This is a genomic window from Pseudomonas fluvialis (genome assembly GCF_002835605.1).
Taxonomy (GTDB): domain Bacteria; phylum Pseudomonadota; class Gammaproteobacteria; order Pseudomonadales; family Pseudomonadaceae; genus Aquipseudomonas; species Aquipseudomonas fluvialis.
Map to the genome: position 1 here is coordinate 95236 of NZ_PIYS01000001.1, position 13802 is coordinate 109037.

General features: G+C 59.2%; 12 protein-coding genes and 2 tRNA genes. 3 read left to right on the plus strand and 11 right to left on the minus strand.

Annotated elements, in window-relative coordinates; all coding sequences use genetic code 11:
- Nucleotides 1-21: 21 nt before the first annotated feature.
- The 3 genes from ahpF to CW360_RS00490 all read right to left on the minus strand — a co-directional run bounded on the left by ahpF (nucleotide 22) and on the right by CW360_RS00490 (nucleotide 3411).
- Nucleotides 22-1575: an alkyl hydroperoxide reductase subunit F gene (ahpF, locus tag CW360_RS00480; RefSeq protein ID WP_101192376.1), complete on the minus strand. Its 1554-nt coding sequence runs from the start codon at nucleotides 1573-1575 to the stop codon at nucleotides 22-24.
- A gap of 150 nt (nucleotides 1576-1725) precedes the next feature.
- Nucleotides 1726-2289: an alkyl hydroperoxide reductase subunit C gene (gene ahpC, locus CW360_RS00485; RefSeq protein WP_101192377.1), complete on the minus strand. Its 564-nt coding sequence runs from the start codon at nucleotides 2287-2289 to the stop codon at nucleotides 1726-1728.
- A gap of 159 nt (nucleotides 2290-2448) precedes the next feature.
- The gene (locus tag CW360_RS00490) at nucleotides 2449-3411 is read right to left on the minus strand and encodes an NAD(P)H-quinone oxidoreductase (protein ID WP_093986694.1); all 963 of its coding nucleotides are present in this window, start codon (nucleotides 3409-3411) and stop codon (nucleotides 2449-2451) included.
- Between the two features lie 190 nt (nucleotides 3412-3601).
- Here CW360_RS00490 and CW360_RS00495 point away from each other — a divergent pair, with 190 nt between their 5' ends.
- Together CW360_RS00495 and CW360_RS00500 are read left to right on the plus strand one after the other, a co-directional pair.
- The gene (locus CW360_RS00495; RefSeq protein ID WP_093986693.1) at nucleotides 3602-5686 is read left to right on the plus strand and encodes a carboxy terminal-processing peptidase; all 2085 of its coding nucleotides are present in this window, start codon (nucleotides 3602-3604) and stop codon (nucleotides 5684-5686) included.
- A 131-nt stretch (nucleotides 5687-5817) separates the two neighbouring features.
- Entirely contained in the window at nucleotides 5818-7563 is a 1746-nt protein-coding gene (locus CW360_RS00500; RefSeq protein WP_101192378.1) for a GGDEF domain-containing protein, read from the plus strand.
- 9 nt (nucleotides 7564-7572) lie between these two features.
- Here the strand turns inward: CW360_RS00500 and CW360_RS00505 are convergent, their stop codons facing one another.
- From CW360_RS00505 to CW360_RS00530, 6 genes are all read right to left on the minus strand, one after another.
- A complete protein-coding gene (locus CW360_RS00505; protein WP_093986691.1) occupies nucleotides 7573-8043 on the minus strand; it encodes a tetratricopeptide repeat protein in 471 nt (156 codons plus the stop codon).
- Nucleotides 8040-8405, minus strand: coding sequence for a hypothetical protein (locus CW360_RS00510; protein WP_165765326.1), 366 nt, complete (start codon nucleotides 8403-8405; stop codon nucleotides 8040-8042). Before CW360_RS00510 ends, CW360_RS00505 begins: the two co-directional genes overlap by 4 nt.
- Nucleotides 8402-8725, minus strand: a complete 324-nt coding sequence (locus tag CW360_RS00515; protein WP_101192379.1) for a helix-turn-helix domain-containing protein — start codon at nucleotides 8723-8725, stop codon at nucleotides 8402-8404. The genes CW360_RS00510 and CW360_RS00515 overlap by 4 nt, the downstream gene beginning before the upstream one ends.
- Nucleotides 8726-9229: 504 nt before the next feature.
- Nucleotides 9230-9934, minus strand: a complete 705-nt coding sequence (bamJ, locus tag CW360_RS00520; protein ID WP_101192380.1) for a BamJ family beta-barrel-assembly machinery protein — start codon at nucleotides 9932-9934, stop codon at nucleotides 9230-9232.
- Between the two features lie 171 nt (nucleotides 9935-10105).
- Nucleotides 10106-10182: transfer RNA gene (locus tag CW360_RS00525), tRNA-Asp, on the minus strand.
- A gap of 21 nt (nucleotides 10183-10203) precedes the next feature.
- A tRNA-Val gene (locus CW360_RS00530) sits at nucleotides 10204-10279 on the minus strand.
- 157 nt (nucleotides 10280-10436) lie between these two features.
- On the opposite strand from CW360_RS00530, the gene rdgC reads away from it, so the two are divergent.
- Nucleotides 10437-11357 (plus strand): recombination-associated protein RdgC, encoded by a 921-nt coding sequence (rdgC, locus tag CW360_RS00535; protein ID WP_101192381.1) that lies wholly within the window; start codon nucleotides 10437-10439, stop codon nucleotides 11355-11357.
- A 384-nt stretch (nucleotides 11358-11741) separates the two neighbouring features.
- On the opposite strand, the gene CW360_RS00540 is transcribed toward rdgC, so the two are convergent.
- Both CW360_RS00540 and bamC read right to left on the minus strand, forming a co-directional pair.
- On the minus strand, nucleotides 11742-12611 hold the full coding sequence (locus tag CW360_RS00540; RefSeq protein WP_101192382.1) for a phosphoribosylaminoimidazolesuccinocarboxamide synthase: 870 nt from the start codon (nucleotides 12609-12611) through the stop codon (nucleotides 11742-11744).
- Nucleotides 12612-12689: 78 nt separating this feature from the next.
- Nucleotides 12690-13799 carry an outer membrane protein assembly factor BamC gene (gene bamC, locus CW360_RS00545; protein WP_101192383.1) on the minus strand — a complete coding sequence of 370 codons (1110 nt, stop codon included), beginning with the start codon at nucleotides 13797-13799 and terminating at the stop codon, nucleotides 12690-12692.
- Nucleotides 13800-13802 lie beyond the last annotated feature (3 nt).

A 13802-nucleotide genomic window follows, 5' to 3' on the forward strand; every position in this document is an offset into this window, starting at 1 on the left:
TTTTCGTTTAGCGCCCGACGATCAGCTGCGGATCAGATGATCGAACGCTGACAGCGAAGCCTTGGCCCCTTCGCCAATAGCGATGACGATCTGCTTGTAGGGCACGGTGGTCACGTCCCCAGCGGCAAATACGCCAGGCACATTGGTCTGGCCCTTGGCATCGACGATGATCTCACCAAAGCGGCTCAGTTCGACGGTACCTTTCAGCCAGTCGCTATTGGGCAGCAAGCCGATCTGCACGAAGATACCTTCCAGCTCCACACGGTGCAGTTCTTCGGTGACGCGATCCTTGTAGGTCAGCGCGGTAACCTTCTGACCGTCGCCCACCACTTCGGTGGTCTGTGCGTTTTTAATCACCGTAACGTTCGGCAGGCTGTACAGTTTCTTCTGCAAAACCGCATCGGCACGCAGGGTATCGGCAAATTCCAGCAGGGTGACATGGCTGACGATACCCGCCAGGTCGATGGCCGCTTCCACACCGGAGTTACCGCCACCGATCACCGCCACACGCTTGCCCTTGAACAGCGGGCCATCGCAGTGCGGGCAGAAGCACACGCCCTTGGCCTTGTATTCCTGCTCGCCGGGAACGCCCATCTCGCGCCAGCGCGCACCCGTGGAAAGGATCACTGTCTTGGCCTTGAGCGATGCGCCGTTCTCGAACTTCACCTCGTGCAGGCCGCCGGCGCTGCTGGCCGGAACGAGCGCCGCAGCACGCTGCAGGTTCATCACATCGACTTCGTATTCCTTGACGTGCTCCTCGAGGGCGCGCACCAGCTTCGGACCTTCGGTTTCCTTGACGGAGATAAAGTTCTCGATGGCCATGGTATCCAGTACCTGGCCGCCGAAACGCTCGGCAGCGACGGCCGTGCGGATGCCCTTGCGCGCGGCATAGATGGCCGCTGCAGCGCCGGCCGGACCGCCACCGATGACCAGCACATCGAAGGCTTCCTTGGCGCTCATCTTCTCGGCATCGCGGTTCGCCGCGCCGGTATCGATCTTGGCGAGGATTTCCTTCACCTCCATGCGACCGGAAGCGAAGACCTCGCCGTTCAGGTAGATGCTCGGCACCGCCATGATCTGGCGACGCTCGACTTCTTCCTGGAACAACGCGCCGTCGATCGACACGTTGCGGATATTGGGGTTGAGCACCGCCATCAGGTTCAGCGCCTGGACCACATCCGGGCAGTTCTGGCAGGACAACGAGAAATAGGTCTCGAACTCGAACGTGCCTTCGATGCTCTTGATCTGCGCGATGGTCTCGGCGTCCAGCTTGGACGGATGGCCGCCCACCTGCAGCAGGGCCAGCACCAGGGAGGTGAACTCGTGGCCCATGGGGATACCGGCAAAGGTGATGCCGATATTCTCGCCCGGACGGTTCAGGGCGAATGACGGACGGCGACTATCGCTGCCATCCGTCTTGAGGGTGATCTTGTCGGTCAGGCCGACGATATCGTTGAGGAGTCCGAGCAACTCCTGGGATTTCTCACCGTCATCGAGGGAAGCGACGATCTCGAACGGCTGGGTGACCTTCTCGAGGTAGGCCTGCAACTGGGATTTCAGAGTGGCGTCCAACATGACGGGATTCCTCAAAGCAAATTTCGGACAAACAAACGCCCGGACGGATCGCGCCCGGGCGTTCGGGCACCTGCGGAAGTCCTGTAGGACTTCCTGAGGCGGAAAATGGCCTGGAGCACGCCACGTAACGCGGCGGCTCCTCGTCCATTTTTAGATCTTGCCGACCAGGTCCAGGGACGGAGCCAGAGTCTTCTCGCCTTCTTTCCACTTGGCCGGGCACACTTCACCCGGGTGGGCAGCGGTGTACTGAGCAGCTTTCAGCTTGCGCAGGGTCTCACCGACGTCACGGGCGATCTCGTTGGAGTGGATCTCCACGGTCTTGATCACGCCTTGCGGGTTGACAATGAAGGTGCCGCGCAGCGCCAAGCCTTCTTCATCGATATGCACGTCGAAAGCACGGGTCAGCTGGTGAGTGGGGTCACCGATCAGCGGGAACTGTGCCTTGCCAACGGCCGGCGAAGTTTCGTGCCATACCTTGTGAGAGAAGTGGGTATCGGTGGTAACGATGTAAACCTCGGCACCAGCCTTCTGGAACTCGGCATAGTTGTTAGCCGCGTCTTCGATTTCGGTCGGGCAGTTGAAGGTGAAGGCAGCCGGCATGAAGATCAGCACGGACCACTTGCCCTGCAGGGACTGCTCGGTCACTTCGATGAACTTGCCATTGTGGAAGGCGTTGGCTTTGAACGGCTGGACTTGGGTGTTGATGAGGGACATCAAGGTACTCCTTGTGGATGAAAATCTGGCGGAAAGAATAATAGGGGCAACCGATTTAAAAAGCCTATTGATTAACCCCATGAATGCCATAGATTAACCCTATCGCAAACAAGGGCAACTACACCCACTGCGACCTGCGCAACACGCAAAGGTTTCCCTCTACATCCCATTAGCAATGCGCAGGGCCAGCTTCCCGACAACCTGATTACTGGCCAGCGAGGCAAATGCCTGCTCAGCCTGCTCTCGCGGGAAAGTGCCGCTCAATTGCGGTTGCAAGCGTCCACTGGCCAACAACGGCCACACTTCGCGTTGGAGGTCGGCCAGCAACTCACGCTTGAACGCCGCATCACGATTACGCAAAGTCGAGCCAATCAACTGCACACGCTTGCCCAGCAGTAGGCCCATATCCAGCTCGGCCATGCGCCCACCCATCAGACCGATACTGACCCAACGTCCGTCTTCGCCCAGCAGGCGCAGATTGAGCGGCGCATAGCTAGCCCCCACGGGGTCGAGAATCACGTCGAAAGGCCCTTGCTCCTGCAACTGTGCAGCCATCGACTCACCACGCAGCGCGCCGCCCACCGCCCCCAATGAGCGGCAATAATCCAGCTTGTCCGGGGAACTCACGCTGACCCAGCAGGGACTGGCAAAGGCACTGCATAGCTGGATCGCCGCCGAACCGACGCCGCTGGCGCCAGCATGCAACAAGACCCTCTCGCCAGGCTTGAGTGCCGCCAGCTGGAACAAATTCAGCCAGGCCGTGGCATAGACTTCCGGCAAAACCGCCGCCTGCTCCAGGCTAAGCCCTTCTGGCACAGGCAACACATGGCCTTCATCAACCACGACCTCATCAGCCATCCCGCCACCGGCCAACAGAGCACATACGGCCTCGCCGACCCGCCAGCGACTGCCGGCCCCCACTTCGCTGATCAGTCCCGCGCACTCCAGGCCCAGCCCCATACTGGCACCCGGCGGAGGCGGATAGACCCCAGCCAACTGCAGCAGATCGGCACGGTTCAAGCCAGCAGCGACCACCCGAATACGCACCTGTCCGACATCGCAGGACTGGCGCTCTGCGGCCTGCCACACAGGCCGCCCTTGTATGCCTTGCAATAGCTGCATAGCCCCTCCATAGTTCATCGCACAAGCACTGCATGCGAGCCTGTTCCAGGTGCGTGCACTGACCTGTCCTCTGCGCGGCATACTCGGCTGTCGAACAAGGCCGCGCAGGCTAGCGGGCAGTTTCCACGGGAACCTCTGCCTCTTCCAGGTGACCTAATATGCGTCATCACCAGCCCGACGTCGAATCAGCATGAAGCGTACACTCCTTGGCTCCACCCTGGCCCTGGCTTTGGCAATGGCTCTGCAGCCCCTGCATGCAGCCGTGGCCAAGTCCACCGACTGGAACTACCTGCAGCCCACTCGCGAACAGGCCATGGCCAGCCTCAACGTGGTCGAACTGCTGCGCCGCCACCACTACAGCAAGCCGCCACTGAACGATGCACGCTCGCAAAAGATTCACGAGAGCTACCTAAAACTACTCGACCCGGCGCGCCTGTACTTCACGGCCGCTGACATTGCCGAATTCGCCCCGCTGCGTGATCGCTATGACGACCTGCTGAAGAGTGGCGAACTCAACCCGGGCTTCGAGCTGTACCGCCGCCATCTGCAACGCCTGGAAGAGCGTCTGCTGTATAGCCTGGATCTGCTTGAGCGTGGCGTTGCCCAACTCGACTTCAGTCTCGACGAGCGCCTGGAAATCGACCGGGAACAGGCCGCCTGGGCCAAAGACAGCGCGGAACTGGATGATCTGTGGCGCAAACGCCTGAAGGACGAAGTCTTGCGCCTGCGCATTGCCGGAAAAGACGACAAGGCTATCGAAGAACTCCTGCAGAAGCGCTACAGCAACCAGCTCAAGCGCTTGCAGCAAACGCGTAGCGAGGATGTATTCCAGGCTTACATCAATGCTTTCGCGCAGACCTATGACCCGCACACCACCTACCTGTCGCCGGACAATGCGGAAAACTTCGACATCAACATGAGCCTGTCTCTGGAAGGCATCGGTGCCGTCCTGCAGAACGACAACGAGCATGTGAAGATTGTCAGTCTGGTGCCCGCCGGCCCTGCGGAAAAAAGCAAGCAACTGGCACCGGCCGACCGGATTATCGGCGTGGCTCAGGGTAATGGGGAGATGGTCGACGTCATCGGCTGGCGTCTGGATGAAGTGGTCAAACTGATCCGCGGCCCCAAGGGCTCACAGGTCCGCCTTGAAGTCATTCCGGCCAGCAATGCCCCCAACGACCAGACCAGCAAGGTCGTCAGCATCACCCGCGAAGCAGTCAAACTGGAAGAGCAAGCTGCCAAGAAGTCGGTCCTGGAACTGCAACACGAGGGGCGCGACTACAAGCTGGGGGTGATCGACATTCCCACCTTTTATCTGGATTTCAAGGCTTATCGCGCTGGCGACCCGCAGTACAAAAGCACCACGCGCGACGTCAAACGCCTACTCAAGGAACTGCAGGCCGAGCAGGTCGACGGCGTGATCATCGACCTGCGTAACAACGGTGGCGGCTCGCTGCAGGAAGCCAATGAGCTGACCGGCCTGTTCATCGAACAAGGTCCTACGGTACTGGTGCGCAACAGCGACGGCAGCGTCGACGTACTCAGCGATGACAGCAACGGTACCTATTACGACGGCCCGCTGGCGGTACTGGTCAATCGCTTGTCGGCCTCGGCTTCGGAAATCTTTGCTGGCGCCATGCAGGACTACCATCGCGCCCTGATCATTGGCGGCCAGACCTTCGGCAAAGGCACGGTGCAGACCGTGCAACCGCTCAATCATGGCGAGCTCAAACTGACATTGGCCAAGTTCTACCGGGTGTCCGGACAGAGTACCCAACACCAGGGCGTACTGCCGGATATCGCCTATCCGCCGCTGGTGAATCTCAGCGAGATCGGTGAAAGCGCCCTGCCGGAAGCGATGCCCTGGGACAGCATTCGCCCGGCCGTACGCCCGGCCCATGACCCTTTCGGCCCTTTCCTGGCCGAGCTCAAGGCACGTCATGAAGCACGCAGCGCCAAAGACCCGGACTTCCTGTTTAGCCGGCAGCGCCTGCAGCTGGCCGAAGAACTGAACCAGCAGACCCACGTGAGCCTGAATGAACAGGCCCGCCGTGCCGAGCATGCCAGCATCGAGGCACGCCAACTCGCTCTGGAGAACGCCCGCCGTCAAGCCAAGGGCGAACAGCCACTAACCGCACTACAGGAAGAGCCGGAGGACGGCCTGGACAGCGAAGAAGCCCATGAACCGGCAGGCAAGGATGACGCTTTCCTCGCGGAAACCGGACGCATCCTCCTCGACTATCTTAGCCTGGGCACGCGCTTGGCCAAGCACTGAAATGCGCAGGCAATACCCGCCTGCCGTCATCAAAGCGTCATAGTCACGGCGTGAAATGATCGGGCTCACCATGGGTGAGCCCTGTCGATTCACCCGGCCAGCCTCTGGCATGGCCTTGCCGAGACCCTAACATGACCGTCACCGAGCAGTTGAGCGCACTGGACCGGATTCTCGCTCACGGCGACATCAGCACCCTGTTCCAGCCGATAGTCTGCCGCAGCGAGCAACGCATCCTCGGCTATGAAGCACTCAGCCGCGGCCCCTCCAATAGCCCATTGCACTCACCTCTGACCCTGTTTGCCGTGGCACGCCATGCACAGCGACTCAGCGAACTGGAGCTGCTGTGTCGACGCAATGCCTGTCAGCGTTTCCAGCAATTAGGGCTGCAAGGCAAGTTGTTCCTCAACGTCTCGCCGGAGTCCCTCCTGGAAAGTGCGCACCAGCCGGGCCGCACCCTACAGCTGCTACAACGCTTTGCCATCAGCCCGGATCAGGTAGTCATCGAACTGACCGAGCAAACTCCTACCGAAGACTTCAATCTGCTCGACAGTGCCTTGCATCACTACCGCACCATGGGTTTTTCGATTGCCCTGGATGATCTGGGCGCAGGCTATTCCAGCCTGCGCCTCTGGTCTGAGCTACGTCCCGACTATGTGAAGATCGACCGGCATTTCATTGATGGCATCCATGAAGATGCGGTCAAGCGTGAGTTCGTCGGCTCCATTCTGAAGATGGCCCGTGCCTCTCGCGCCCAGGTGATTGCCGAAGGCATTGAGCGGCAGGAAGAGCATGCCGTTCTCGCCGAAATGGGTGTCGACCTGCTGCAAGGCTATCTGTTTGCCCGCCCCAGCGAGACCCCGAGTCACGAACCACCCCGCTCACTGAGCGAACTCCCCTGCCACGGCACGGCTCAGGAAGAGAGCGATAACCTGCAAGCCTTACTGCTCGACCAGCCCGCCTTGCCAGTGGATACCAGCACTCAAGAAGTACTCGAAGCCTTTCGCGGCCAAGCCAATTTGAATTCGCTGGCCATCCTCGACTCACAGGGAAAGCCGGTCGGCATCGTGCATCGTCATGCGCTGGCCGACAGCCTGCTCAAGCCCTTTGCCACCGAACTGTTCTCCCGCAAACCCATCAGCCGCTTGATGAGCCCGGACTTTCTCGCCGTGGAGTGCAGTCAATCGCTGCAGCAGGTCAGTCGCTTGCTTACCAGCCGTGCGCGCCAACGCATTGAAGAAGATTTCATCATTACTCGTGAGGGTGACTACCTGGGCATGGGACGAGTCATTGACCTGCTCAAGCTGATCACCGAGCAGCGCCTGCAACAAGCTCGTCACGCCAACCCGCTTACCCTACTGCCTGGCAATGTACCCATCCAGCAGTGCCTGGAACGTGTACTCCAGCAGCGCCGCAGCGCCGTGGTTTGCTATGTCGATATAGACAGTTTCAAACCCTTCAACGATCTATACGGCTATGCCAAGGGCGATGAGGTACTGCTGAGCCTTGCCCAATGCCTCAACGAGCGGATCAATCCCAGTCATGATTTCGTCGGGCATATCGGCGGCGATGATTTCCTGCTGGTGCTGGCCTCCACGGACTGGCGCGCACGACTGGCTGAGCTGTTAGAGGACTTCCAGCAACAATGCCGGCGTTTCTATCAACGCGAGCACCTGCTGGCAGGCGGCTTCACGACGCGCAATAGACATGGACAACTTGAGGTATTCCCACTGCTGTCCCTGTCAGTGGGTGTCGTACAGGTCGACGAACTGAGCGGTTGCCATATGGATGCCGAGCAACTGGCTGCCCTGGCTTCCGATGCAAAGCGTCAGGCCAAGGCCATCCCCGGTTTCAGCCTGCAAGTAGTCAAAGCCAGCTGAAACCTGGCACTAGTAGCCCTGCTCATGCGCGCGTTGCTCCAGACGCTCGGCCGCCTGCAGGTCACAAGCCAAGCCGGGACCACCCTGGCGATACAGCTGAGCCAGGCGGTAAGTGGCCAACGGATGCCCCGCATCACTAGCCATCTGCCAATAACTGGCAGCCTGCCGGGCATCGGGCGCTTCCTGTACGGAGCCTTGCAGAGCCAACACACCGAGCTGATATGCAGCCTTGTCGTCGCCCCCCTGGGCAGCCAGGCGCAACAAACGACGTGCTTCATCGCCTACTGCAAAACCCTGGCCACGGTGCAATAAAAGGTGTCCATAGAAGCTCTGCGCCGGAACATAGCCTAGCGCAGCCATACGCGCATATTGTCCCTGCATCCACTGCCAGGCACGCGGCTGACGCACCAGCCAGGCGAAACGCAGCAACCAGCGCGCCAGCCGATAACCGGCATAAGCGCGCCACCACCAGAAGTTCATGGGGCCTCCGGGTAGTTGTGCTCGAAAACGCGCACCACTTCAGCAGAATGCCAGGACGCAGCCGCCACACCATCCGGAGCCCCCGAGAAACAACCCAGGCGCTCGGCACATTGGAAAAAACCCGGGCGAGGCAGGCGACTCGCCCCCTGGCTGATCACCAGCGCACTACGTAATGGTTGCTCGGCCCGCGCATCCAGAGCTGCCAGGTGCTCCAGGGCTGCCACCAGGGTCTGCATGGCCGGAGTCGGCAACTGCAGGCGTTCGATCAGCGCACGATAAGTCACCAGATGACGCTGCTGACGTGCCGCTTCCAGCTCACCGAGCAGGCCCTGCCAATGCTGTCGACTGATGCGCATGCTCATGACTCGCTCCACCCCGTAACACCCAGGGCTCGCGCCAAACTACGGCGAATCGCCGAATCCGCTTCACGCTCGCCGGCTTCGATCATGTTCAGGTAATGCGGACTGATGCCTACCTGGCGAGCAAGGTCCTGCAGCGACAAGCCCTGCGCCTCACGCAACTGACGCAACGCTTGGAAGCCAGGATTAATCGAAATAGCCGTCTCTGCTTTGACGGGTGCAGCAAGCTCCTGCCCAGCCGCTTTCAACAAAGCCTGATATTGCGCCCAAGGCAGCACGGCATACTCCGGCTGTCCTTCACGCAGAATGACCTGTACATCCATAAAGCGCTCCTTATTTACAGCCCAACCGCCTGCCTGGCAGCCGGATAGGTGCATAGTATCAGGCGGCACTTAGCGCTGCTGAACGCTTGCCGCACTTGCAGAACGCGCTAACGGCCTGCATGAAAAAATACGCAGTTTCAGCATTTTTTCTCTTGACTACGCTGCAGCCCAGAACAGCTCTGGGCTGCCAGCCGTTACCCACAAAACCTGTGGATAACTCTGTGCATAGCATCTGGATGAGACGCGTAAAGCCGCATCAGACGGGCTTTCCAGACAGATCGTTGATTTTTTGAACAAGGCAAAAAATCTTTATTTTTCAATAAGTTACGAAAATCAAAAGAAAATCTGAGCGAATCTTGTCGAGCGCTTGCCGATATAGACCGAAGTGTGCATAAGCGTAACGTAACACCCTCGGTAACACGCTTGCCACGACGCCTGCCTGGCCAAAACGACTGCGCCCGCACAAGGCGGGCGCAGTGGCAAGGGTGACAAAAGCGCCTAGTCTTATTCGGCGCTCATATCCTTGATGCCCAGCAGTTCAAGATCAAACACCAGAACAGCATTGGTCGGGATAGCCGGCGTTGGGCTGTTTTCGCCGTAGGCCAACTCGCTGGGGATGTACAGCTTGTACTTCTCCCCCACATGCATCAGCTGCAATGCCTCGACCCACCCCGGAATCACACCTCCAACCGGCAAATCAATCGGACTGTTGCGGGCTATCGAGCTATCGAACACGCTACCGTCAATCAGGCGCCCCTCGTAGTGCACCGTCACCACGTCATCTGCCTTAGGCTGCGCTCCGTCCGCGGCCTTCTGGACGATTTCGTACTGCAGCCCCGAAGCGGTGGTAATCACGCCTTCACGCTTGGCGTTTTCTTCCAGGAACGCTTTGCCAGCCTTGGCGGACTCGGCATTCAACTCCGCCATGCGCTGCTCACCACGTTGTTGCAGGAAAGCAAATGCCTCCATCAACTCTTCATCGCTCATGCGTTGCGGCGCCTTGCCCAGGGCGTCTTCGATACCCAGCGCAACAGCCTTGGAGTCGAGATCATCCATGCCTTCCTGAACCAGGCTTTTCCCCATGTTCAGGCCGATGCCGTAAGAAGCCTTTTGCGCCGGAGTGGTCAGCTCGACAGTGGCTTTGTCTTCGCAACCCGCCAGCACAAACGCAGCACAGGCAACTGCAACGGCCAATAGATTCTGTTTCATGGATATTCCTTGTTCGGATGCCTTGCGGCGGAAGTCATGTAGGCCGCGAGCTTAGCAGGCACGAGCAAGCGCTGGCTACCGCGATAGGAAACCAGAAAAGTCTATAAGTTCGCGCTACAGAAGGATTTTTTAATTGATCTGAAATGATCGGAGGTGTTGCAGGAAGGAAAATGGCGCAGCGGACGGGACTCGAACCCGCGACCCCCGGCGTGACAGGCCGGTATTCTAACCGACTGAACTACCGCTGCGCGTAACCTCGTGAGCGAGATTGGTGGGTGATGACGGGATCGAACCGCCGACCCTCTGCTTGTAAGGCAGATGCTCTCCCAGCTGAGCTAATCACCCTTCACTCTCGAAGTGGGGCGCATTCTAGACAGCACAGAATCACTTGGCAAGCTTCTTTTTCAAAAAATTTTCTAGAACCAGCAAAGGCTTAGCGATCACTTGGCCTGAGCGGCGCGGCACTGAATAATGCCCGCTTCGTTCAACGGAGTGTTTTCTCATGTGGTTTCGCAACCTGCTTGTCTATCGCCTGACCCAGGATCTCGATCTGGATGCCGAGCGTCTTGAAGCGGCCCTGGCCAGCAAGCCTGCCCGCCCCTGCGCCAGCCAGGAGCTGACCACCTACGGCTTTGTCGCGCCATTCGGCAAAGGTGCCGATGCGCCACTGCTACATGCCAGCCAGGGTTTTCTACTACTCGCCGCACGCAAGGAAGAGCGCATCCTGCCCGGCAGCGTGGTACGCGATGCACTCAAGGAAAAAGTCGACGAGATCGAAGCCGAGCAGATGCGCAAGGTTTATAAAAAGGAACGCGAGCAGCTCAAGGATGAGATCGTCCAGAGCTTCCTGCCACGCGCCTTTATCCGCAAGTCAGCGACCTTTGCCGCCATTGCTCCTGCGCAAGGCCTGATTCTTGTCGATGCCGCCAGTCCCAAACGCGCAGAAGACCTGCTCTCCACGCTACGCGAAGTGCTCGGCAGCCTGCCGGTACGCCCGCTAAACGTGAAAATCGCTCCCAGCGCCACCCTGACCCAATGGTTGCAGAGCCAGCAGGCCAGTCACGGCCTGCACGTACTGGATGAGTGCGAATTACGTGATACCCAGGAAGACGGCGGCATCGTGCGCATCAAACGCCACGACCTGGCCAGCGAGGAGGTTCAGCAACACCTGGCAACCGGCAAGATAGTGACCAAGCTGAGCCTGGCCTGGGAAGACAAGCTCTCCCTGTTGATCGATGACAAGCTGGCACTCAAGCGTCTGCGCTTTGAAGACCTGCTGCAGGATCAGGCGGCCGAAGAAGGCGGTGATGATGCACTGGGCCAGCAGGACGCCAGCTTCACCCTGATGATGCTCACCTTCATGGAGTTCATTCCGCAACTGATCGAAGCGCTGGGCGGCGAAGAACTGCCTCAAGGTATCTAAAAACGCGCAAAAAAAAGGGGCGGGGTTACCCCCGCCCACTCTTTTGTCCCTACTCCATGGTTTCCTTCGCATCGTCCTGATGCACCGCATCCTGCGGCCGTCCTGACCAGCAATCCCTACCGGCCTGTGCCACTCCCTGTGCACGCCTCTATCATAGCCCCCGTTATGCACTGCACAACCACCCCCTCGGCGCAGCCCACAGCCTTCGCACCACCTCATGAAAATAAAAATTCTTTAAATTCATGTAGTTAAAATTTGCTTCTATAAAAGCGAGCCATGTACCGGCAAGAAAAATCGCCGATCGCCTACGGCAATGTAAGTAATAACTTACAACGCACATACAAAAAAGGGAGGCAAAGCCTCCCCTTTTTCAAAGCAGCCCGCTTATTCGGTCAGGCGCTGCAGCGCTTCGCGATATTTGTCAGCCGTACGCTGTGCCACTTCAGCAGGCACGGCAGGTGCCGGCGGCTGCTTGTTCCAGCCCGTAGACTCCAGCCAGTCACGCACATATTGCTTGTCGAAACTCGGCGGGTTGCTGCCTACCACATAGCTGTCAGCCGGCCAAAAACGACTGGAATCCGGAGTCAGCACTTCATCCATCAGGGTCAGTATGCCGTTCTCGTCCAGGCCGAACTCGAACTTGGTATCGGCAATGATGATGCCGCGACTGGCTGCGTACTCTACGGCCGCACTGTACAAGGCAATCGCCGTATCCCGCACCTGGGCAGCGAGTGATGCGCCAACCAACGCCTCGCACTGCGCAAAGCTGATGTTCTCGTCATGATCACCGACGGCAGCCTTGGTCGACGGGGTAAAGATCGGTTGCGGCAACTTGGCCGCTTCCTGCAGGCCTGCAGGCAAGGCAATACCGCATACCGTGCCGCTCTTCTGGTATTCCTTCCAACCGGAACCAACCAGATAACCACGCACGATGGCTTCGACCGGCACAGGCTTGAGCCGCTTGGCGACCACCGCACGCCCCTCGACCAAAGGCAACTCGGCAGGCGGTACTACATCCTCCACACGATCCCCGGTGAAATGATTGGGCACCAACGCCTTGAGCTTGTCGAACCAGAAATTGGAAATGGCCGTGAGAATCTTGCCCTTGTCCGGTATCGGCTGATCGAGAATCACATCGAACGCAGACAGACGGTCAGTAGCCACCATCAACATGCGTTGCTCATCAATCTGGTAGAGATCACGAACCTTGCCCGAGTAGATTTTTTTCAGGCTCAAAGTGGTGGGAGTAGACATAGACAGGATACCGCTGCGGTTAAATGAAACAGGCGAAACCCTTGCGGATTTCGCCTATAGAACGTCCCTGGCCAGCAATCAGCCGAGGTTTTCCTGGATCTGGCTGAGCAGGCGTCGAGCCACCTCGCTGGGTGCCACGGTGTTGCTGTCCTTTTCCACACTGACCTGAACGCTGTCTGCACTGGGTGTCAGACGCACCTGATATCGCTCGGCACGAGCCTCGATCTCTTCCTTGCTCGGCGCTGAGCCGAACAGACGTGCAAAGAGCCCAGGCTCCTCGGTCGGCACCGCACGCTCGGCGAGGTTCACATAGAACACTCCCAGGCTGCGGTTAAGGTCTTCTACCCGCAAATCGGACAACTCCAGGGCACGACTGACACTGGACCAGGCGCGATCGAAATCGGTGTCCAGGTGCAGCAAGGGATTACCATTGCCATCACTCCCCAGGCGCGCTTTACCTGGCGAGTCAAAACGGCTGCTGGCCAGCAGGGAAACCGAACTGCCCTGTTGCAGACTACGATTGAAACCACCCAGCAGCTCATCCAGCATGACGCCATCCAGGCTACTGTTCAGGGCGCGCTCCGGGAAGGCCACATCGGCACTGCTGCCCTGCGAGCGCTCAGCCGTCACGACGAAGATCTCGCTGGTATTACGCACCACACCCGGCTCGATGCGCACGCGCGCACGCGCCTCGCGCCCCGGCTCGACAGCCCCCGCCAGGCGCTGCCCCAGGCCACTGGAAAGCTCATCAAAGCGCTGCCAGGCGGTCACCAGCTCACCCGTTTGCGGGCGCTCACGTTCGATACGCAGGCCATTGTCCTCAAGCAGCTGACGTGCCAGAGGCCACACTTCTGCCGGAATCCGCTGCGCCACCAGCCAACGAGCATCACCGCTGCGCTGTAGACTGAACTCACTGACTTCGACCTGAGTAGCCAGCGGCAACGGCCGGGGTACTTCATAATCACCCTGCGCGGCAGACAGGCTGGCTACCCGTTGCGGCACCGGCAACAAAGGCTCCAATGACTTGGCCTGCACGCCGGAAGGCAACTGCATGGGCGCACTCTGCCGAGCCTCCAGGTAATCATTGCCACGATCACGGAAATAGCCTTCTTCACCCCACAACCAACCACAACCGCCCAAGGTGGAGACAGTCAGGGCAAGGGCAGACAAACCAGCCAGTCGCTTCATGCG

Excerpts from the sequence above, each read along its gene's own strand:
- ahpF (WP_101192376.1), bottom strand. The coding sequence starts at position 1,575 with ATGTTGGACGCCACTCTGAAATCCCAGTTGCAGGCCTACCTCGAGAAG.
- ahpC (WP_101192377.1), bottom strand. The coding sequence starts at position 2,289 with ATGTCCCTCATCAACACCCAAGTCCAGCCGTTCAAAGCCAACGCCTTC.
- CW360_RS00490 (WP_093986694.1), bottom strand. The coding sequence starts at position 3,411 with ATGCAGCTATTGCAAGGCATACAAGGGCGGCCTGTGTGGCAGGCCGCA.
- CW360_RS00495 (WP_093986693.1), top strand. The coding sequence starts at position 3,602 with ATGAAGCGTACACTCCTTGGCTCCACCCTGGCCCTGGCTTTGGCAATG.
- CW360_RS00500 (WP_101192378.1), top strand. The coding sequence starts at position 5,818 with ATGACCGTCACCGAGCAGTTGAGCGCACTGGACCGGATTCTCGCTCAC.
- CW360_RS00505 (WP_093986691.1), bottom strand. The coding sequence starts at position 8,043 with ATGAACTTCTGGTGGTGGCGCGCTTATGCCGGTTATCGGCTGGCGCGC.
- CW360_RS00510 (WP_165765326.1), bottom strand. The coding sequence starts at position 8,405 with ATGAGCATGCGCATCAGTCGACAGCATTGGCAGGGCCTGCTCGGTGAG.
- CW360_RS00515 (WP_101192379.1), bottom strand. The coding sequence starts at position 8,725 with ATGGATGTACAGGTCATTCTGCGTGAAGGACAGCCGGAGTATGCCGTG.
- bamJ (WP_101192380.1), bottom strand. The coding sequence starts at position 9,934 with ATGAAACAGAATCTATTGGCCGTTGCAGTTGCCTGTGCTGCGTTTGTG.
- rdgC (WP_101192381.1), top strand. The coding sequence starts at position 10,437 with ATGTGGTTTCGCAACCTGCTTGTCTATCGCCTGACCCAGGATCTCGAT.
- CW360_RS00540 (WP_101192382.1), bottom strand. The coding sequence starts at position 12,611 with ATGTCTACTCCCACCACTTTGAGCCTGAAAAAAATCTACTCGGGCAAG.
- bamC (WP_101192383.1), bottom strand. The coding sequence starts at position 13,799 with ATGAAGCGACTGGCTGGTTTGTCTGCCCTTGCCCTGACTGTCTCCACC.